Annotated in this window: 21 protein-coding genes; 2 read left to right on the forward strand and 19 right to left on the reverse strand. The window is 39.9% G+C overall.

What is annotated here, in order from left to right:
• Positions 1–5: 5 nt before the first annotated feature.
• The 17 genes from OS139_RS00850 to OS139_RS00930 form a co-directional block, all read right to left on the reverse strand.
• Positions 6–647 carry a YfbR-like 5'-deoxynucleotidase gene (locus OS139_RS00850; RefSeq protein ID WP_002288886.1) on the reverse strand — a complete coding sequence of 214 codons (642 nt, stop codon included), beginning with the start codon at positions 645–647 and terminating at the stop codon, positions 6–8.
• Positions 648–684: 37 nt separating this feature from the next.
• Positions 685–999, reverse strand: coding sequence for a hypothetical protein (locus OS139_RS00855; RefSeq protein ID WP_002288892.1), 315 nt, complete (start codon positions 997–999; stop codon positions 685–687).
• Positions 987–1,616, reverse strand: coding sequence for an orotate phosphoribosyltransferase (pyrE, locus tag OS139_RS00860; protein ID WP_002288884.1), 630 nt, complete (start codon positions 1,614–1,616; stop codon positions 987–989). Before pyrE ends, OS139_RS00855 begins: the two co-directional genes overlap by 13 nt.
• Before the next feature lie 6 nt (positions 1,617–1,622).
• On the reverse strand, positions 1,623–2,339 hold the full coding sequence (gene pyrF, locus OS139_RS00865; RefSeq protein WP_002299720.1) for an orotidine-5'-phosphate decarboxylase: 717 nt from the start codon (positions 2,337–2,339) through the stop codon (positions 1,623–1,625).
• Positions 2,336–3,268: a dihydroorotate dehydrogenase gene (locus OS139_RS00870; protein ID WP_002306755.1), complete on the reverse strand. Its 933-nt coding sequence runs from the start codon at positions 3,266–3,268 to the stop codon at positions 2,336–2,338. The genes pyrF and OS139_RS00870 overlap by 4 nt, the downstream gene beginning before the upstream one ends.
• A complete protein-coding gene (locus tag OS139_RS00875) occupies positions 3,265–4,041 on the reverse strand; it encodes a dihydroorotate dehydrogenase electron transfer subunit (RefSeq protein WP_002288879.1) in 777 nt (258 codons plus the stop codon). The genes OS139_RS00870 and OS139_RS00875 overlap by 4 nt, the downstream gene beginning before the upstream one ends.
• A 53-nt stretch (positions 4,042–4,094) precedes the next feature.
• Positions 4,095–7,280 carry a carbamoyl-phosphate synthase large subunit gene (gene carB, locus OS139_RS00880; protein WP_002331785.1) on the reverse strand — a complete coding sequence of 1,062 codons (3,186 nt, stop codon included), beginning with the start codon at positions 7,278–7,280 and terminating at the stop codon, positions 4,095–4,097.
• A 4-nt stretch (positions 7,281–7,284) separates the two neighbouring features.
• Positions 7,285–8,361 (reverse strand): carbamoyl phosphate synthase small subunit, encoded by a 1,077-nt coding sequence (locus OS139_RS00885; RefSeq protein ID WP_002288877.1) that lies wholly within the window; start codon positions 8,359–8,361, stop codon positions 7,285–7,287.
• A 4-nt stretch (positions 8,362–8,365) separates the two neighbouring features.
• Positions 8,366–9,646: a dihydroorotase gene (locus OS139_RS00890; RefSeq protein ID WP_002306761.1), complete on the reverse strand. Its 1,281-nt coding sequence runs from the start codon at positions 9,644–9,646 to the stop codon at positions 8,366–8,368.
• 18 nt (positions 9,647–9,664) lie between these two features.
• On the reverse strand, positions 9,665–10,591 hold the full coding sequence (locus tag OS139_RS00895) for an aspartate carbamoyltransferase catalytic subunit (protein WP_002288872.1): 927 nt from the start codon (positions 10,589–10,591) through the stop codon (positions 9,665–9,667).
• A 12-nt stretch (positions 10,592–10,603) separates the two neighbouring features.
• Entirely contained in the window at positions 10,604–11,887 is a 1,284-nt protein-coding gene (locus tag OS139_RS00900; RefSeq protein ID WP_002288870.1) for a solute carrier family 23 protein, read from the reverse strand.
• A 13-nt stretch (positions 11,888–11,900) separates the two neighbouring features.
• Positions 11,901–12,440 carry a bifunctional pyr operon transcriptional regulator/uracil phosphoribosyltransferase PyrR gene (pyrR, locus tag OS139_RS00905; protein ID WP_002295862.1) on the reverse strand — a complete coding sequence of 180 codons (540 nt, stop codon included), beginning with the start codon at positions 12,438–12,440 and terminating at the stop codon, positions 11,901–11,903.
• Positions 12,441–12,674: 234 nt separating this feature from the next.
• The gene (locus tag OS139_RS00910) at positions 12,675–13,586 is read right to left on the reverse strand and encodes an RluA family pseudouridine synthase (protein ID WP_002331786.1); all 912 of its coding nucleotides are present in this window, start codon (positions 13,584–13,586) and stop codon (positions 12,675–12,677) included.
• On the reverse strand, positions 13,583–14,047 hold the full coding sequence (gene lspA, locus OS139_RS00915) for a signal peptidase II (RefSeq protein WP_325066766.1): 465 nt from the start codon (positions 14,045–14,047) through the stop codon (positions 13,583–13,585). The genes OS139_RS00910 and lspA overlap by 4 nt, the downstream gene beginning before the upstream one ends.
• Positions 14,048–14,051: 4 nt before the next feature.
• Entirely contained in the window at positions 14,052–14,750 is a 699-nt protein-coding gene (locus tag OS139_RS00920; RefSeq protein WP_002295857.1) for a CBS domain-containing protein, read from the reverse strand.
• Positions 14,737–15,123: a hypothetical protein gene (locus OS139_RS00925; RefSeq protein WP_002331787.1), complete on the reverse strand. Its 387-nt coding sequence runs from the start codon at positions 15,121–15,123 to the stop codon at positions 14,737–14,739. Before OS139_RS00925 ends, OS139_RS00920 begins: the two co-directional genes overlap by 14 nt.
• Positions 15,124–15,292: 169 nt before the next feature.
• Positions 15,293–16,963 (reverse strand): formate--tetrahydrofolate ligase, encoded by a 1,671-nt coding sequence (locus OS139_RS00930; protein WP_002295854.1) that lies wholly within the window; start codon positions 16,961–16,963, stop codon positions 15,293–15,295.
• Positions 16,964–17,145: 182 nt separating this feature from the next.
• Between OS139_RS00930 and OS139_RS00935 the strand changes: the two genes are divergently transcribed.
• Positions 17,146–17,379: a cold-shock protein gene (locus tag OS139_RS00935; RefSeq protein ID WP_002303804.1), complete on the forward strand. Its 234-nt coding sequence runs from the start codon at positions 17,146–17,148 to the stop codon at positions 17,377–17,379.
• A gap of 98 nt (positions 17,380–17,477) precedes the next feature.
• Here OS139_RS00935 and OS139_RS00940 read toward each other — a convergent pair whose 3' ends face one another.
• Positions 17,478–17,909, reverse strand: coding sequence for an EbsA family protein (locus OS139_RS00940; RefSeq protein WP_002306766.1), 432 nt, complete (start codon positions 17,907–17,909; stop codon positions 17,478–17,480).
• 78 nt (positions 17,910–17,987) lie between these two features.
• Between OS139_RS00940 and OS139_RS00945 the strand changes: the two genes are divergently transcribed.
• The gene (locus OS139_RS00945) at positions 17,988–18,401 is read left to right on the forward strand and encodes a ribonuclease HI family protein (RefSeq protein ID WP_002306768.1); all 414 of its coding nucleotides are present in this window, start codon (positions 17,988–17,990) and stop codon (positions 18,399–18,401) included.
• A gap of 37 nt (positions 18,402–18,438) precedes the next feature.
• Here the strand turns inward: OS139_RS00945 and OS139_RS00950 are convergent, their stop codons facing one another.
• Positions 18,439–19,587 carry a cation diffusion facilitator family transporter gene (locus tag OS139_RS00950; RefSeq protein WP_002299705.1) on the reverse strand — a complete coding sequence of 383 codons (1,149 nt, stop codon included), beginning with the start codon at positions 19,585–19,587 and terminating at the stop codon, positions 18,439–18,441.
• Between the last annotated feature and the right edge of the window lie 90 nt (positions 19,588–19,677).

Genomic DNA, 19,677 nt, shown 5'->3' on the forward strand with positions numbered 1-19,677 from the left:
CATTTTTATTTTTCTTCTTTCTTTACAATCGTTGAGACGGTTTCTAAAAACGCCTCTTTTCCATAAAATTCCTGGTTCAATAGTTCCGGAAATATCTCTTTAAAGAAATATTGAACAGAAGGCCGATGTTCAAAGCTTTTAATCGTAGTCACTGCCTCAATGAACATCTCCTTATAAACTTTTTCCGGGTTATTTTTGATGATTTCATCAAAAGATTCATAAAGAAGGTCAACCTTATCTGAAATGGCTAATAGTTCTCCTTCTACGGTTTCATCTTTTCCTTCGAACAACCGACGGCGATAAACTTCTTGGAACTCAGCTGGAATCTCTTGGTTGATGAATTCGTCCGTCATCTTTTCTTCAACTGTTTGCAGCATCCCTCTTAACTCTTTGCTTGCGTATTTCACCGGCGTTTTGATATCACCAATAAAACGCTCTGTGTAGTCATGATTCAATGATTTTTCATAGAGCAGTTTCCAATCGATCGGTTGTCCATTCGCTTCTTCAATGTCTCCTAGAACTTGCGCAATAGATGCTACACGATACGAATGTGCTGCAACTGTATGCTCTGTATATTTAAAAAATCCAGGTGCCCTTGTGATCGTCTCTAAATTGTTCAATCCTAAAATAAATTCATTCAATCCCATAAAAGTTACCTCCCTTTGAGATTTCTTTTTCCGAATATCATATCATTAAATAACTGATATTCGCAACATTTCCGCTCTTTACCATTTTTGAAACAGCTCCCTTACCAAAAAATAGAGAAAATCTATATATAATAGAAAAAAGAGAAGAGATTATTCTCTTCTTTCTGCTAACCAGTCTTAGAAAAATGAATTTTAAAAAAATCAAAAACTGATCACGATAGAAGTTTCTTTTCATACCTGATGAAAAGATGCTTCTCGCAATCAGTTTTTGGATTTTTGCTATTCCAATTGATGATTCTGGAGACACAAATCGGATTTCTCTATCTTCATCAAGCGCGCTTAAATCTGCCAATTTTCAGGATCTTTTTTCCATTCTTTTAGCAGAGTTAATTCTTGCTCATCGATATAACGATCTTCTAAAGCTGCTTCAATCAATACAGAATAATTGGTCAACGTCATAAGAGGGATTTCGGCTTTTTCGAAATTTGCTTTTCCTTTTGGCAACTCATACGTAAAGATAGCCGCAACACCAAGGATATCCGCACCTTCTCTTTTTGCTGCTTCAGCTGCTTCCAAGACACTTCCGCCTGTAGAAATCAAATCCTCGATCACAACCATCTTCTGACCTTCAAATATACGTCCTTCGATTTGGTTACCTTTCCCATGATCTTTCGCCTTACTTCGAATATAGACCATTGGCAAATCCAGTATTTCCGCTACCCATGCGGCATGAGGGATTCCTGCTGTTGCAGTTCCAGCAATCACTTGTACTTCAGGGTAAGCTTCTTTGATTTTGCTTGCTAATCCTTTTGCGATCTCTTTTCGGACTTTTGGATAGCTCATTGTGATTCGGTTATCACAGTAAATTGGGCTTTTGATTCCACTTGCCCATGTAAAAGGATTACTTGGATTTAAAAATACTGCTTCAATTTCTAATAAGTCTTTTGCGATACTTTGTTCAACATTCATTTTAGGTTAGCTCCATTCTGTTTGAATCGTTTGATATGCTTTATAAGGATTAGTTGACTGAGTGATTGGTCGACCTATAACGATAAAAGTTGAGCCGATCTCTTTTGCCTGAGAAGGTGTGACTACTCTTGTCTGATCTCCTGCGACTGTTCCTTCTGGTCTTATACCCGGAGTTAAGCAAACAAATTCGTCTCCTGCCATTTCTTTGATCGCTTCTACTTCCCAAGCAGAAGAAACCACACCATCTAATCCTGCTTTTTTGGCACAGCTAGCATAATGGATCACACTTTTTTCTAAAGAAACTTCGATTAGTTGATCGGCATGCATTTCTTCTTCACTTGTAGAAGTAAGCTGAGTGATAGCTAGAAGTAGCGGACGTTTTCCACCTTCTGGAGTCCCCTCTTCTAATCCTCGCATTGCCGCCTCCATCATACGAATACCGCCAGCGGCATGAACACAGGTGAGATCAACACCAAGCTTTGCCAATCCCCGCATTGCTTTTTCGACCGTATTCGGAATATCGTGAAGTTTCAGATCTAAAAATACATTATGACCAGCCTCTTTTAGATAACGTACGATTTCAGGTCCTTCTTGGTAGAACAATTCCATTCCGATTTTCACAAACAATTTTTCTTCTTTCGGGAAAAATCGAAGAAAGTCTTCTACCTCTTGCCTAGTTGAAAAATCTAATGCAATAATTGGTCGTTGGTCTAGTTGATTCATCGTTCACGTTCCTCTCTCACTTCTTTGATTAATCTTTCCAGCGATTCGATGCCTAGTTCGCTCATTCGCACAGGGAGCTCTTTAATTAGTTTAGGACAGATATACGGATCGGTGAAATTCGCGGTCCCTATAGCTACAGCACTTGCTCCAGCCATAAACATCTCAAGAACATCATCCACTGTCTGCACGCCGCCCATCCCAATGATTGGAAGGCTGGATATACTTGCTACTTGGTGAATCAAACGAATAGCGACAGGCTTGATTGCTGGTCCGGAGAGTCCACCTGTTTGATTGGCTAAAATCGGTTTTCTTGTCTTAAGGTCAATCCGCATACCAAGAAGAGTATTGATCATCGTAAACCCATCTGCCCCTCCAGCTTCGATTGCCTGAGCGATTGGAACGATGTCTGTTACATTTGGGGACAATTTGACATAGACAGGAACAGAAGAAACTTTCTTTACTGCTTGTGTTAATTGAAAAGCAACTTCAGGATCTGTTCCAAAAGCAATTCCGCCATGTTTGACATTTGGGCAAGAAATATTCAGCTCGATTGCTTTCACATTTGGCGCTTCGCTAATTTTGCTACAAACTTCTACATAGTCTTCTTCACAAGCACCAGCAACATTTGCGATGATGGGTAACTCATTGTACTCCTCTAATTCTGGAAGAAGTTTATGCATAACAACGTCTAGACCAGGATTTTGCAAACCAATTGCATTCAACATGCCAGATGGTGTTTCCGCCACTCTTGGTGTGGGATTGCCAAAGCGGGCATTTGGAGTCGTTGCCTTGACCATGATCGATCCAAGCTGATTCAAATCATAGTATTTTCCGTATTCTTTGCCAAAACCGAAACAGCCGCTTGCCGGCATGATAGGATTTTTTAATTCTAGACCGGGGAGCTTGACTGCTAAAGGATTCTCATTCATATAATTACCTCTCCTATTTTAAAAATCGGTCCTTCGTCACAAACTTTCACACTTTTTGTTCCTGTTTCATCTTCCGGCGTATGACAAACGCAAGCATAGCAAGCCCCTATCCCACATGCCATGCGGGATTCTAATGATAACTGGACATTTTGATGCGAAGAAAACAGCTGTTCCACTGTCTTCAATAACCCGTTTGAACCACATGCAAAAACAGCTGTAGGTTCCGTCTTCGTTCCTAACAATAAATTACCGACATTTCCGTGCATACCGTATGTTCCATCGTCAGTAGCGATTCTTGTTTCTCCTAGACGATTAAATTCTTTTTCATAATAAACGACTTCATGTGTGGCAAAACCTAAAAAATGCGTTGGCTTAATTCCTTTTTCGACTAACTGTTTTGATAACTCATATAGAGGAGGGACACCGATTCCTCCACCGATTATAAATACTTCGTCTCCTGTATGAAGATTGGACAAATCAAAACCATTGCCTAAAGGACCCATGACATCTAAATGGTCTCCGGCAGAAAGAGTAGAGAAGACTCTAGTCCCCTCACCTTCCACCCGATAAATGATACGGCAAGTATTTGTTTCGTGGTCGATATGATTCAAGCTAATCGGTCGGCGTAATAGCAAGTCTGCACGCGGCACGAGAATATGCAAGAACTGTCCTGGTTGCTGCATTTCTTTTACTAGATCACCTTTCAATGTCATTTCAAAAATCTTTGGTGCCAGCTGTTTTTGCTGAACGATTTCCATCATTTCTTGTTTCATCTGTCCCCTCCTGCAACGGTTTTTCGTCTTTTTGTCTTAACATGTGCTCGCCGTTAAATAGGGTTAGTTGAAAAAGCACGGGATTCCATCACTCGAACGATCGCATCTGCTGTGTCTAAAGAAGTAAACAATGGAATACCATGTTCAACTGCTTCTCTTCGGATGATGAAACCGTCTTTAGAAGCATTTCCCCGATCTTTATCAATCGTATTGACAACCACTTGTGTTTTACCATCTCTTATTAAGTCGACTACATTTTTTTCTGCTGCTTCCTCAGAAATTTTCGCTACTGTTTCAACGACCAGACCATTTTTTTCGAAATAAGCAGCTGTATGTTTCGTTCCTATCAGACTATAGCCAATTTCTGTAAAACGTTTAGCTAATTCTAGTGCTTCTTCTTTTGTTTCGTCCGCAATCGTAAATAATACGGCTCCATATTCAGGCAAGTGTAATCCAGAAGCTTCGAATGCCTTGTACAAAGCTTTGTCTAATTGTCTGTCAGATCCCATTACTTCTCCAGTCGATTTCATTTCAGGCCCTAAGTAAGTATCAACTTTCTGCAATTTCGTAAAAGAAAAGACAGGTGCTTTAACATGAACTTCTTTTGTTTCTGGATAAAGTCCGTTTTCATAACCAAGTGTCTTTAGTTTCTCTCCCAAAATAGCTTTCGTCGCAATTTGTGCCATTGGAATTCCTGTCACCTTACTTAAGAATGGAACAGTCCGACTTGCTCGAGGATTGACTTCGATCACATAAACCTCATTTTCATGGATGACAAACTGGATATTCATCATCCCGACACAATTCAAACCTAATGCTAAGCGGATCGTGTAATCTTCGATCGTTTTCTTGATCGATTCAGATAATGTTTGAGGTGGATACACAGCCATTGAATCCCCTGAATGGACACCAGCACGCTCAATATGCTCCATGATCCCTGGGATGAGTACTGTTTCACCGTCACAAATCGCATCCACTTCGCATTCACCGCCAAGCAAGTAACGGTCCACTAGTACTGGATGTTCTGGAGATGCTTTCACGGCATGTTCCATGTAATCTTCTAAATCTCGCTGGTTTTCAACGATTTCCATCGCACGTCCGCCTAATACATAGCTTGGACGAACAAGAACTGGATAACCAATTCTCGAAGCGATAACCACGGCTTCTTCTTTACTTGTAGCAGTATCCCCTAAAGGTTGAGGAATATCCAACTCTTTCAGCGCTTGCTCGAATAAATCACGATTTTCCGCACGATCCAAGTCTTCGATCGTTGTCCCTAAGATTTTTACACCAGCAGCAGTCAAAGGTTCGGCTAAGTTGATTGCTGTCTGACCACCAAATTGAACGATTACTCCTATCGGCTGTTCTAGCTCGATCACATTCATCACATCTTCGAAGGTCAATGGCTCAAAATATAATTTATCCGAAATAGAAAAGTCAGTCGAAACTGTTTCAGGATTGCTGTTCATGATGATTGCTTCGTATCCTGCCTGCTGGATTGCCCTGACAGAATGCACAGTCGCATAGTCAAATTCAACCCCTTGTCCGATACGGATAGGACCAGATCCCAGTACTAGAACTGAGTGCTTTTCTGATCGTGAACTTTCATTTTCATATTCATAGGAACTATAAAAATAAGGTGTTTTTGATTCGAATTCCGCTGCACAAGTGTCAACCATCTTATATACAGGAATCAAATCATTTTCTTTTCTCATCTGGCGAACGGCTTCTTCGTTTATTTCCCACAGCTCCGCCACTTTTTTGTCTGTAAAACCGTTTTGTTTCGCTGTTTTCAATATCTTGTCATCCAACGGCTGCTGTTTCAACTGCTGTTCGATTTCTACGATATGCAACAGTTTATCTAAAAAGAATAAATCGATTTTTGTCAAATCCGCTAATTCTTCTATGGTGTACCCTCTTCTAATAGCTTCAGCTACATAAAACAGGCGATCATCTTGTGCTCGAACCACTTTTTGGATTAGGTCATCGTCCGTGATGTCTGCCAACTCAGGAAGTTCGATATGGTGTGTACCGATTTCTAAAGAACGCACAGCTTTCAATAAAGACTCTTCGATATTCCGACCGATAGCCATCACTTCACCAGTTGCTTTCATCTGCGTGCCTAAAAGCCGTTCTCCGTTTTCGAACTTATCAAACGGCCAGCGAGGAATTTTAGCTACAACATAATCTAATGCAGGTTCAAATTCTGCAAAAGTCGTTCCTGTAACAGGATTTTTCATTTCGTCTAATGTTAATCCAAGTGCTATTTTAGCAGCTAGCTTAGCGATCGGATAGCCAGTCGCCTTACTTGCTAACGCAGATGAACGAGAAACACGCGGATTGACTTCAATCACATAATAATTAAAACTATGTGGATCAAGAGCGAGTTGGACGTTACAGCCTCCCTCGATCTTAAGTGCTCGAATAATCGAAAGAGAAGCATCACGAAGCATTTGATATTCATGGTCAGACAATGTTTGACTAGGGGCAAATACGATAGAATCACCTGTATGGATACCCACTGGGTCAAAATTTTCCATATTGCAGACAACGATTGCATTATCAGCCGAATCTCTCATCACTTCATATTCAATTTCTTTAAAACCTGCAATACTTCGTTCAATCAAACATTGGGTAGCGGGGGAAAGACTTAATCCATTTTCTGATACGATACGTAATTCTTCTTCATTTTCACACATACCTCCACCAGTTCCGCCTAAAGTAAAGGCTGGACGAACGATGACAGGATAGCCGATTTTATTTGCAAAATCTACAGCTTCTTCTACTGTATTGACGATTTCAGACTCGGGGATTGGCTGATTCAATTCTTTCATCAACTGTTTGAATAGATCACGATCTTCTGCTTGATCGATCGCAGAAAGCTTTGTTCCTAGAAGTTCTATGTTCAATTCTTCTAAAATACCTGATGCTGCCAGCTCCATTGCCATATTGAGGCCTGTCTGTCCGCCTAAAGTTGGAAGGAGAGCATCTGGACGCTCTTTTCGAAGAATCCTTGATACAAATTCAAGTGTGATCGGTTCGATATATACTTGATCTGCCACTTCTTTATCCGTCATGATCGTCGCAGGATTAGAATTTACTAAAACCACTTCATATCCTTCTTCTTTTAAGGCAAGGCAGGCTTGTGTTCCTGCGTAGTCAAATTCTGCGGCTTGACCAATGATGATCGGACCAGATCCAATCACCATAATTTTCTTGATATCTGTACGTTTCGGCATCTGTTTACTGCTCCTTTCCTGCGTCCATCATTTCCATAAATTCATCAAATAAATGTAGTGCATCATGCGGACCAGGGGCAGCATCTGGATGAAACTGCACACTGAAAGCGGGATAATCTCTGTGTTTGACTCCTTCTACTGTTCCGTCATTTACTTCTACATGAGTTACGATGAGTTTTTCTGGATCAATCGTGGCTTCATCGACTGCATAGCCATGATTTTGAGAAGTAAAATCAATTCTTCCGGTCGCTACTTCTCGTACCGGGTGATTTAATCCTCGATGTCCGAATTTCATTTTATAGGTATCTGCACCGTTGGCTAAAGCAAATAACTGGTGACCGAGACAAATACCAAAAATCGGTACTTTTCCTTGGATTTTTTTGATCATTTCGATTGCTTCTGGCACATCTTTTGGATCACCAGGTCCATTCGTCAGCATGACTCCGTCTGGTGATAGCGCTAAAATCGTCTCGGCATCTGTGTTATAGGGAAGTACTGTGAGGTTACAGTTTCTTTTACTCAATTCTCGTAAAATACTATGTTTCAAGCCGAAGTCAATGACAATGACTTTCCGACCTGTTCCTGGACTTGGATAAGGTTTGTTAGTTGAGACTTGCTGCACTTGATTGGTTGCTAGAACGGTTGCTTTCAGCTGATCAAATGCATGTTCGAAGGAATCTCCAGCATCAACGATACTAGCTTTCATCGTTCCGACTTCACGGATTTTGCGAGTAAGGGCGCGCGTATCGATACCTGATATTCCAGGAATTCCTTTTTGTTTCAAAAATGAATCTAGCGTCATTTGGTTTCGCCAGTTTGAAGCTACACGTGCATGTTCTTTTACTACTACTCCTTTGCATGTTGGAGAAATCGATTCATAATCATCTCTATTTACCCCATAATTACCCACCATAGGATAGGTAAATGTAATGATTTGACCGTTAAAACTTTGATCAGTGATGGTTTCTTGATAACCAGTCATACTTGTTGTAAAAACGATTTCTCCGAAGACACTAGCATCTGCACCAAAAGCCTTTCCTTCGAAAACTGTTCCATCTTCTAATATAAGCAAACGTTCCATACTTTTATTCTCCCTTCTGCCACACAAGTTTTCCGTTGACAAAAGTCATTTGTGTTTCGCCTTTTACTTTCCAGCCGATAAAAGGTGTATTCTCCCCTTTTGATAAAAAGTCTGCTTTATCGATCGTGCAAGTTTGTGTAATATCAAAAACTGCTACATCAGCGGGGGCACCAACCGTTAGCGTTCCTGCATTCAAACCAAAAATCTCAGCCGGTTTAACTGCCAACCAATTGATCACTTGTTCCAACGTGAATCGACCAGTTTCTACAAAATGAGTATAGATCAGTTGAAACGCTGTTTCGCTTCCTACGATACCAAATGGTGATTTCATGAAACTTTGGCTTTTTTCTTCTAATCCATGGGGGGCATGATCTGTAGCGATGCAATCGATCGTACCGTCAAGCAAGCCTTCGATCAAAGCTTCTCTATCCTCCCGTCCTCTTAGCGGCGGGTTCATTTTCCAAAAGCCGAAATCTTCGGGAATATCTTCGTCGATCAAAATAAGATGATGGGGTGAAACTTCTGCTGTTACGTGGATTCCTGCTTTTTTTGCGTCTCTGATTACACGGACACTTTCTTTAGTAGAAACATGGCAAACATGGTAATGAACACCAGTTGCTTCAGCTAGCAACAGATCTCTAGCAATTTGAGAAGACTCGGTTACGCTTAAGATCCCGGGAAGACCAAGTTCTTCTGCCTTCTTGCCAGCGTGCATAACGCCGCCAAATAATAAAGATTCATCTTCTGTATGGGCTACTAGGGCTTTATTGTTTTTTGCAGCTTCTTTCATAGCCAGATACATCGTCCCAGCTGTTTGGACACCTACACCGTCATTTGTGAAAGCAAAAGCACCTTCTTCAATCAGTGCTTCTTGATCAACTAATTTCTCACTTCGCAGATTTTCTGTGATTGGCGCATACTGCAATACCTTCACAACTGCATCTTTTCTAATGATGTCATATACTTGTCTCAGCTTTTCTGCCGTATCAGGTACAGGATTTAAATTCGGCATCGCGCATACAGTAGTGAAACCACCACGAGCAGCTGAGCGAGTCCCAGCTTCGATCGTCTCCTTGTATGTAAATCCTGGCTCTCTCAAATGAACATGGACGTCCACTAAACCAGGTGTGATCAATTGTCCCTTTGCATCAAACACTTCATCAAATTCGGCTTCTGAGAATCCTGTACCGATTGCTTTGATTCGCCCATCTTCTATCCAAATTTCTGCTGGTGTCGTCATATTTTTTCGTGTATTGATCTGACCGTTTTTAATGAGTGTTTTCATTTTTTCATCCTCCTATAATTACGCTTTTCCATTTAGCACTGCTTCTAAGATTGCCATTCTGACGAATACTCCATTGCTCATTTGCTGAACGATCCGCGACTGTAATCCTTCCACTAATGAATCAGCTAATTCTACATCGCGGTTAACTGGTGCTGGGTGCATAATGATTGCATGTTTTTGCAACTTCTTCGCACGCTCAACTGTTAACCCATGTTCCTGATGGTAGCCTTCTTTTGAGAAACTTTCTTTTCCATCATGGCGTTCGTGTTGCACCCGAAGCATCATCATGACATCAACTTGATCTAGTAGTTCATCCAATGGCATATAATGTCCGTACACTTCGAATTCATCGTCGTACCATTCTCTAGGACCTGAGAAAAATACTTGTGCGCCTAGACGTTTTAACATCTGCATATTGGATTTAGCTACGCGAGAGTGAGTGATATCACCTACGATGGCAACTTTCAGACCTTCAAAATGACCAAATTCTTCGTAAATGGTCATCAAATCAAGCAAGCATTGGGTTGGATGCTGTCCGCTTCCGTCTCCTCCATTGATAATCGAACACTGGATTGTTTTACTTTGTATCAGTTCATCATAATAGTTCTCATCACCATGACGGATAACCGCTACGTCTACGCCTAATGCTGACATCGTCAGTACTGTATCGTATAGTGTTTCCCCTTTTTGGACAGAGCTTGTGCTTGCTTCAAATTCAATCACTTCTAGCCCTAGTTTTTTCTCCGCTACATCGAAGCTTTTATGTGTGCGAGTACTATTTTCGAAAAAGAGGTTTGTAGCAAAGTACTGGCGCTTTTGCGGAGTCCAATTAGCACCTTGCTTGAATTCCTGCCCTCTGCGGATCAAGCCCATAACTTCTTGATCAGTAAGTGCCTCAACGGTCAATAAATGCTTTAAGCTGATACGTTCTGATTTGATGATCATAATGTTTCCTCCTTAGTTTTCTTCGCTTCGTGAAGTTTCTGGTAAGATAAGATTTAAAATGATGCCAAGTACAGTTGCTAATGCCATTGCCGACAATGTAAATGTGCCTACTTCAAAGACGAGTCCGCCAATTCCTACTACTAAGATAACTGAAGCAATCAACAGATTTTTCTTTTTATCAAAATCGATTTTGTTCTCGATTAAAATCTTCATTCCACTTGCCGCAATTACTCCAAATAAGATAAAACTGATTCCTGAGATGACTGGTCCAGGGATACTTAAAATCAAAGCGCTTAATTTTCCTACGAATCCTAAAATGACTGCAAATACTGCAGCTCCACCGATCACAAACACGCTATGGACACGTGTGATAGCCAGAACACCAATGTTTTCACCGTAACTTGTTACAGGAGGACCTCCGACAAAGGCTGCCACGATTTGTGCTAACCCATCACCTGTCAACGTCTTATGAAGACCCGGTTCTTCAAAGAAATTACGTTTAGTTAGTTTATTCAATACCATAAGATGGCCGATATGCTCTGTCATCGTCACAAAAGCGATGGGTGCCATTGTTGTGATTGCTCCAAGATATAGTTTTGGTTCATATTGTACAAAGGGAATCTCAAAGTTAGGAACAGCAAACCAGGCAGCGTCTACGATTGGCTTAGTATCCACGATTCCAAACAGCAAGGCTACGATGTATCCGCTAATGATACCTAGTAAAATCGGAATCAATCCGAGAAAACCTCTTAGCCACATGTTGAAGAAAATGGTCAATCCTAATGTGATCAGTGCTACAGCAATATACTTGAAATCATACGTGCCCTGATTATACATAGCATTTGTTGCTGCATTTGCCGCAAGTCCCAACCCGATAACCATGATGACTGGACCGACGACGATTGGAGGCAAGATTTTATCCAGCCATGCTGAACCGATCTTTTTGATGATCAGCGCAACAATCAAGTAGACTAATCCAGTTGTGACTGCTCCTTGTGCAATCGCTGGATAACCATCTGTTTTCATCAAAAGCTGCATCGCTGCAATGAAAGCGAAGCTGCTTCCTAAGTACGCAGGTATCTTTCCTTTAGTAGTAAATAAGTACACCAATGTACCTAGTCCTGAACTGACTAGCGCGATACCTGGATCGATACCTACTAAGATGGGGACTAACACGGTTGCTCCGAACATCGTGAACAAGTGTTGTAAACTTAATCCTACCCAATGTCCTGGGGTTGGGCGATCGTGGATATCTAACACCACGTCATCATTATGAAATCCTTTTTTCTCCGACATGTTTCTCTCTCCTCTAATCTTCCTCTTTCAAAATCATGATGCGATCTTGTCCATCAAGCTCTTGCATCTCTACTAAAATCTCTTCCGCCCGAGATGTTGGAATGTTCTTCCCAACATAATCTGCACGGATTGGCAATTCTCGATGCCCACGATCGACCAGGACTGCTAATGAAATTTTTCTTGGTCTACCAAAATCCATTACTGCGTCCATTGCTGCTCGAATCGTTCGTCCTGTATACAAAACATCATCAATCAAAATAACTTCTTTTCCTTCTAAGGAAACTGGGATGTCAGAAGAATGAAGTTCCGGTTCTTCTGGATTTTCTTTTTTGTCATCTCGGTATAAAGTGATATCCAGTTCTCCTACAGGAATATCGATATCTTCTAGCTGCTTCAGGCGTTCGGCAATTCTTGATGCAATGTAGATTCCTCGTGTTTTGATACCTACCAATACGATATCTTGGATACTATGGTTTCTCTCGATAATCTCATAAGTAATTCGAGTCAATGCTCGCTTCATGGTTACCTGATCTACTACTTCTTTTGCTTGCATTTTCATTCCCCCTACTTTTTTGCATAAAAAAACTCCTGCCCTAAGAGGACAGGAGGAATGTTTAGACTGAGCGTATACTGATACACTGATAGCTATACTATGTCAATGAGCAATCTACTTATGGCGCACCATACGTATCCTTGCTCCCACCCTTCTTAGCCTCACGGGACTAAACTTAAAGGAATTCTATTAAGTTTTATGCTTTCGTTGTTAATTACTATACCGTTATCTAAATTAAAATGCAATGTTTTTTCTTAATTTTTCTAAAGTTTTTTCAAAAACTTCTGGAAGAGGTGCTTCAAAGATCATCTTTTCGTTTGTAGTCGGGTGCGTAAAACCTAACATTTGCGCATGGAGAAACTGACCATTGCCTTTCAAAGTTTTCTTCGGTCCGTATACTGGATCTCCAGCTAACGGATAACCGATATACTTCATATGCACACGGATCTGGTGTGTTCTTCCGGTTTCTAGTTTTAATTCAACCAGAGTAAATCCTTCGAAACGTTCCAATACAGTAAAATGTGTGACAGCCGGCTTCCCATCTTCTCTTATCGCCTGCATTTTCCGGTTTTCCTTCGAACGGCCGATTGGCGCATTGATGGTTCCTTTTTCGTGAGGAATCTCTCCATGGACTAAAGCAACGTATTTGCGCAAAGAGGTCTTATCTTTTAATTGCTGAGCTAATGATTCGTGTGCCTGGTCATTTTTGGCAACCATTAGCAGTCCGGAAGTATCTTTGTCGATTCGGTGAACAATACCTGGACGAATAACGCCGTTGATCGTAGAAAGATCCTTGATATGGTACATCAGCGCATTGACCATTGTGCCATGCGTATGACCTGCTGAAGGATGAACGACCATTCCTTGAGGTTTGTTTATCACCGCTACATCTTCATCTTCGTAAACGATCGTCAACGGGATATTTTCTGGGCCCACATCTAATGTTTCTGGTTCGGGGATCAAGACAGTAATCTCGTCTCCTTGTTTTACTTTGTAATTTGCTTTGACTGGCTGTCCATTGACAGAAACCGCTCCATTTTTCAGCCACAGCTGAATTTGCGAACGACTGTAATCGGTGAATAAATTAGTCAATACTTTATCGATCCTACCAGATTCATGGTGAATCGTCGTTTTAAGTTCTGTCATTTTTTTCTTTGATCCTTTTCATCTAAAATAATATAAATTAATATACAAATCACTCCACATACAAGTGTCACATCTGCTACGTTAAAAATCGGAAAGCTCATAAAATCTGTCTGGAACATATCTACTACATAGCCAAGACGAATACGGTCGATAAAATTGCCAATCGCACCAGCTAGAATCAAACTCAATCCAATCATGAACCAGCGATTACCTTTTTCACGATTTTTAATCATCAATGTGAGAATCACAACGACTGCAATGAGTGTCACTATAGTAAAGAACCACATCTTCCCTTCTAGCATACTCCATGCGGCTCCAGTGTTTCGAATATGATTCAGTGACAAAATAGCTGGTATAAGATTTTTCGTCTCTCCAAGCGCTAGATTATCAGTGATCCACCATTTGACCAACTGATCCACTCCTACTAGCAAAGCGCTGAATATCCAATAAATAATTAACAAAAAATCAATCCTTTTCTATTTGTTTATAAATATCACGAGGTCGTACGATCCCGAGCAGATTACCATCGGGATTCCCATCTTTAGTGATAAGTACGGCTTCCAAAGTCCCTTGCTCACGAAACATCGCTTCAACCTCGTAAATATGTGTTTTAGCTGGAACAAAATGATAATTTGTGTACTTTCCGTTTTGGATAATCAAATCCAACGCTCGTTTATTTGTTAAATCAACCGGACCTTTTTGGCTTTCTTTTGCTAGCCAAAACCCGATATTACGTAAAGTAATCAATGCTACAAATTTTCCTTTATTGTATAACGGAAATTGTGAATACCTTTTTTCTGCTACTATCTTTAACAGTTCAAGTAACGGAAGATCTTGTTCAAAACCTGTTACACGTTTTGCAAATCGAGGCAGCACGGTTTCAGGCTGAATCAGTTCTTGTTCGATCAGCTGGATTCGCTTGACTGTCCAATCATTTGGCTCTGCAATGACAAAATCGACTGCGATCCGATCATGGACGATCGCATTCCTTAACTGAGCAAGCTGTAAAAGATCATCTTCGTATTTTCTGATCATTAATTGTTTTCTTTGAGCTAGGCGTCTGACAAGTTCGGTAAATCCCATATTTCGTGCATTTCCCATCTCGTCTCTCATCCATTTTTCGATTCGATTGAAACTGATTAAAAAAAGATCAGAGTTTGCCATAATTTTCCTCCTTGATCAAATATGCCCGGTTTTTTATATAGAAAAAGAACGCAATCAACACAATAACTGCAAAAAAACTGAAAAATAAATTTTGTAGGAAAACGGCTCCCAATCCAGTTGCTAAAAATAAAAACGGATAGATTTGAAGAATCAAGTAATTCATTGTGATCACATAAGCAGGCTTTGCTTCTTTCACTGTATAAACGGGGCTTTTTAGCCAATAAAAGGTGACCTGCATCGTAAAGGGCACTTCCAGATCAAGCGTTATCTTTTGTTCATGACTGAGAACACTGCGTTTTTCATTGTTGATTCTTATCTGAATCGAGCTACCCATACCGTAAAAACCGGTTTTTCTTATAAATGTCGTTTTCATCATACCCTCCTATTATGCTTTAGTATAGCTCAAAATACAATAAAGAAAAAGAATGATCCTAGTGTAAACAAAATTAATTCCCTATCGTCTAAAAAAAGAAGCTGTAGTCAAAATACAGCTCCTCTTATGTTTAATGAAAGTTATTTAGTATACGGTAGAATAATCAAGCTTAAAACAATCCCAACACTTCTCCGTCGTTTGTCACGTCCATATTCAATGCAGCAGGTTTTTTAGGCAAACCAGGCATCGTCATAACATCCCCAGTTAAGGCTACTAAAAATCCTGCCCCTAATTTTGGGATGATCTCACGTATGGTGATAGTGAAATCTTCAGGTGCGCCTAGCAATGAAGGATCATCAGAGAATGAATATTGTGTTTTCGCCATACAAATCGGCAGTTTGTCCCATCCATTCTTCGTAAACTCTTCTATTTGTTTTTGCGCTTTTTTGCTGAAAACAACACCATTTCCTCCGTAAATTTTCTTGACGATTGTTTCTGTCTTTTCTTGTATCGTTTCTTCTAGGCGGTATAATGGCTTGTAATTAGCTTCTTTTCTATCAATCAATCGTACTACAGCTTTTGCTAAATCAACGCCGCCTTCTGCTCCATCTGCCCATACACTCGCTCTCTTGGCAAGAATCCCCTGATTTTCACACAAGTGCTCCAACAGTGTGAGTTCATTGTCTGTATCTGTTACGAATTCATTGATTGCGACGATCACAGGTAGCTGATATTGTTCCATATTACGTATATGGCGCTTTAAATTTGCAAAACCTACTTTCAAAGCATCAAGATTCTCATTTTTAAGTTCATCTTTTTTCATTCCGCCATGCATTTTCAATGCACGGACAGTGGCGACAATCACCACAGCATCCGGCGCTTTTTTCAAGTTAGGTACTTTGATATCTAAAAATTTCTCTCCGCCAAGATCTGCACCAAATCCTGCCTCTGTGACAACGTAATCTGCTAATCTCAATGCTGTCTTGGTAGCTAAAATACTATTGCAGCCATGAGCGATATTGGCAAACGGTCCCCCGTGGACAAAAGCTGGTGTTCCGTAAATTGTTTGTACAAGATTCGGCTTGATTGCATCTTTCAGCAGTAATGCCAGAGCGCCTTCTGCTTTCAAGTCTCCAGCAGTCACAGGCTGACGGTCAAATGTATAGCCGACAACGATCCTTGCAAGACGAGCCTTTAAATCTTCAAGGTCTGCCGCAAGACACAAGATAGCCATGATTTCGCTGGCAACTGTGATATCAAATCCATCTTCTCTTGGGACACCTTGGATTGGCCCACCCAAGCCAACAATTACTTTACGCAGTTCACGATCATTGAGATCGACTACCCGTTTCCAAATCACTCGGCGGGCATCGATGTTCAATTCATTTCCTTGATGAATATGATTATCTAAAAGAGCAGATAATGCATTATTAGCTGTTGTGATAGCATGCATGTCACCAGTAAAATGCAAGTTGATATCTTCCATAGGCAATACCTGTGCATATCCTCCGCCTGCAGCACCGCCTTTGATTCCCATCACAGGACCAAGTGAGGGTTCTCGCAATGCAATAACAGATTTTTTATTGATTTTATTGAGCGCGTCTCCTAACCCTACAGTGATCGTTGACTTTCCTTCGCCAGCTGGTGTTGGATTGATGGAAGTAACTAAGATCAAATGCCCCTCAGCGTTATCCTTTGATCGATTGATTCCAGAAAAATTGATTTTCGCCTTATATTTCCCATACAGTTCCAAATCGTCTTCCTTAAGATCTAATTTACTAGCCACTTCAACAATCGGTTCTAGCTCTGTTTCTTGTGAAATTTGCAGATCATTCTTCATTTGATTACCCCTTTTCACGAACTTTATTCAACAAAATATCTTCTTTGTTAAGATATGCCAATTATACCTTTTTTTATTCAGAAAAAAAACATAAAATTACAGGTTTTTAATTTATTTGACGTACTTATAAATACTCTTTATAATGAAGGCTATGATCAGACTTTAGAAAGGTCGTGAGTGCTTTGACCACAGGAATTGTAAAATGGTTTGACAACAAAAAAGGATACGGCTTTATCAGTTATGATGACACAGAAGAAATTTTTGTACATTTTACTGCGATTGAAGAAGAGGGATTCAAAACTTTGGAAGAAAATCAAGTGGTCGAATTTGAGATCATCGAAGGGAATCGAGGAACACAAGCTGCCCATGTCAAGAAAGGCAACGTTCAGACTACCGATACTAGTATGCATGAATAGATAAACAAATAGAGTGAGACGCTAAACGGGATGAACCGTACGTCTCACTCTTTTCTTTCCCTGTAAAAATTCGTTTTTTTAGGTTCTGATTTTTAAAATTAGCTTTTTCTTTTTTTCGTATAAGGATAAGGAATTGATTCTGATTTGGGTCCGTTTTTTTCAAAATGATCAAAAAGGACTACTTGATCTTTTTTTCGCATCATGAAAACAGATGGGGCTTTCTCATCTTGCAATATCATTTGCACCCCAGTATTAGTTGGCGTCAAAGATCGAATCTGTCCGACAGATATTTCTCGGTCTTTCCAAAAAGCAGCATAACGTATGATCACAGAGTTTGATTTTAAAATAAAAGAACGCCGCAAACCTAGAAATAGAAAAACAAGAAAAATACCTAAAACAAAATTGCTTTTCCAATAAGGACCTGTGTTTTCTAAAGAAAGAATCAGACTAAAAAACAGAATGATCAAGGTCAATGACCAATAGATGATCGTATGTGCCAGTTCAGGCTGCCATCGAATATTTTTTTTCATTCTCTAACCTCTCACCGATTCAGTAATGATATAATCTTACCATAACATTAGTTTGAACAAAAAGGAGAATCTCTTTTTATGTTAAAAGTATACATTGATGCCTCTACAAAAGGCAACCCTGGTCCTAGTGGAGGCGGAATCTTGATTGTCTATCAAGGTAAACAAGAACAGCTATCTATCCCGCTTTCTATAGGGACAAACCATCAAGCAGAGTTCGAAGTCTTTTTAAAAACTTTAGAATTTCTAAAGAAAAACGACTTACAGAATGAAACGATTTTCTGTTTTTCAGACAGCAAAACACTAGTTTCTACGGTCGACAAAAACGCAACGAAGAACGAGCTCTTCCTTCCCTACCTTCAAAGAATCCAAGAACTTCTATCCGAATTTTCTTTATTGATCCTGCAATGGTTGCCCGAAAACAAAAATAAAGGAGCAGATAATCTTGCACGTCAGGCTCTCTATAAACAATTAAAAGAAAAAAAGACTCTTTAAATCAAAAACTTTAAGGAGTCTTTTTATAGTTTCTCATTTAATATAAAAGATAATTGTGATCAAACGTAATTTCCAATTGGTAATCTCCAATTTTTTCTTCTATTTGACTACGTAAGATTCTTTCTAGTTCTGTATCATCAAACTGGAATTTCTCAGGGACCACTACATCAAATTGCAGCGTTTTTCCTTGATGAATTACTCTAAAATCATGAATATTAAGCCCTGTACCTGTTTCAAGAAGAATTTGCTTTAACTGCCGCAAGATATTATAGTATTTTTCGTTATCAACAGGCATTGGATCCAAGTGACAGACAAGTTCCACATCCAAAGACTTTTTAAAGTCTTTTTCTATCAGATCAATAATCTTATGAGCCACATTCAAATTCATTGATTCATCTACTTCGATGTGGACTGATGCAAAGCGTTTATTGGGTCCATAGTTATGCACCAATAAATCATGATAGCCAAGTATATCATCGCAAGCATTTAAATGCTCTTCCATTTCTTCAATCTCTGCTGGCGTTGGGCGACTTCCTAATAGTTCGTATACAAAATTTCGAAGCATCGTCAATCCACTATAAAGGATATATAATGCTAAAGCAAAACCTATATATCCATCGATACGCCATCCAGTTACCCATTCGATTGCTGCTGAAAGCAATACAGCCAGTGTAGTAAAGACATCATTATAACTATCTGTTGCTGTAGCTCTCAATGTTTCAGAATCAATGGATTGCGCAATAACCTGATACATTTTGCCTTGTGCAAATTTCAAAAAGATGGAAATGATTAGGACAAAAAAGACGATGGGTGTTAAAGAGACATTTTCTGGATGGATGATTTTTTCAGCAGAAGACTCTAAAAATTGAAATCCTACATAAGTAATGATGATCGAAACAAATAACCCACTGATATATTCGAAGCGTTCGTGTCCATAAGGATGTTCCTGATCTGCTGGCTTTGCAGCAATTTTAAATCCGATCAAAGTCAATATGGATGAAGCAGTATCTGATAGACTGTTCACTGCATCAGCCATAATGGAGACACTTCCTGAAAAAAGCCCGATCATTAGCTTAGAGACAAACAAGATCAGATTCGTAACCAATCCTAAGATACCCGCTAGTACTCCTTTTTTTGTCCGCTGTTGCGGTATTTGTTTCTTTTTTTCTTCTTGTTTCTTAGCCAAGTTTTTTACCCCTTCTAGTTTGCTTGTTGCTCAGGTAAAAAGATGGAGAGGACGATTGTTTTCCTCTCCTCTCTTCCTTTTTCTATCTAT

The organism is Enterococcus sp. E4-223 (assembly GCF_035727065.1).
Taxonomy (GTDB): Bacteria; Bacillota; Bacilli; order Lactobacillales; family Enterococcaceae; genus Enterococcus_B; species Enterococcus_B faecium.

Bases quoted from the DNA above. Each gene is read 5' to 3' on its own strand.
- pyrE (WP_002288884.1), bottom strand. From the start codon at position 1,616: ATGAATGTTGAACAAAGTATCGCAAAAGACTTATTAGAAATTGAAGCA.
- OS139_RS00885 (WP_002288877.1), bottom strand. From the start codon at position 8,361: ATGGAACGTTTGCTTATATTAGAAGATGGAACAGTTTTCGAAGGAAAG.
- OS139_RS00925 (WP_002331787.1), bottom strand. From the start codon at position 15,123: ATGAAAACGACATTTATAAGAAAAACCGGTTTTTACGGTATGGGTAGC.
- OS139_RS00920 (WP_002295857.1), bottom strand. From the start codon at position 14,750: ATGGCAAACTCTGATCTTTTTTTAATCAGTTTCAATCGAATCGAAAAA.
- carB (WP_002331785.1), bottom strand. From the start codon at position 7,280: ATGCCGAAACGTACAGATATCAAGAAAATTATGGTGATTGGATCTGGT.
- OS139_RS00875 (WP_002288879.1), bottom strand. From the start codon at position 4,041: ATGAAACAAGAAATGATGGAAATCGTTCAGCAAAAACAGCTGGCACCA.
- OS139_RS00850 (WP_002288886.1), bottom strand. From the start codon at position 647: ATGGGATTGAATGAATTTATTTTAGGATTGAACAATTTAGAGACGATC.
- OS139_RS00890 (WP_002306761.1), bottom strand. From the start codon at position 9,646: ATGAAAACACTCATTAAAAACGGTCAGATCAATACACGAAAAAATATG.
- pyrR (WP_002295862.1), bottom strand. From the start codon at position 12,440: ATGCAAGCAAAAGAAGTAGTAGATCAGGTAACCATGAAGCGAGCATTG.
- OS139_RS00910 (WP_002331786.1), bottom strand. From the start codon at position 13,586: ATGACAGAACTTAAAACGACGATTCACCATGAATCTGGTAGGATCGAT.
- OS139_RS00945 (WP_002306768.1), top strand. From the start codon at position 17,988: ATGTTAAAAGTATACATTGATGCCTCTACAAAAGGCAACCCTGGTCCT.
- OS139_RS00940 (WP_002306766.1), bottom strand. From the start codon at position 17,909: ATGAAAAAAAATATTCGATGGCAGCCTGAACTGGCACATACGATCATC.
- OS139_RS00900 (WP_002288870.1), bottom strand. From the start codon at position 11,887: ATGTCGGAGAAAAAAGGATTTCATAATGATGACGTGGTGTTAGATATC.
- OS139_RS00930 (WP_002295854.1), bottom strand. From the start codon at position 16,963: ATGAAGAATGATCTGCAAATTTCACAAGAAACAGAGCTAGAACCGATT.
- OS139_RS00895 (WP_002288872.1), bottom strand. From the start codon at position 10,591: ATGATCATCAAATCAGAACGTATCAGCTTAAAGCATTTATTGACCGTT.
- pyrF (WP_002299720.1), bottom strand. From the start codon at position 2,339: ATGAATCAACTAGACCAACGACCAATTATTGCATTAGATTTTTCAACT.
- OS139_RS00870 (WP_002306755.1), bottom strand. From the start codon at position 3,268: ATGAATGAGAATCCTTTAGCAGTCAAGCTCCCCGGTCTAGAATTAAAA.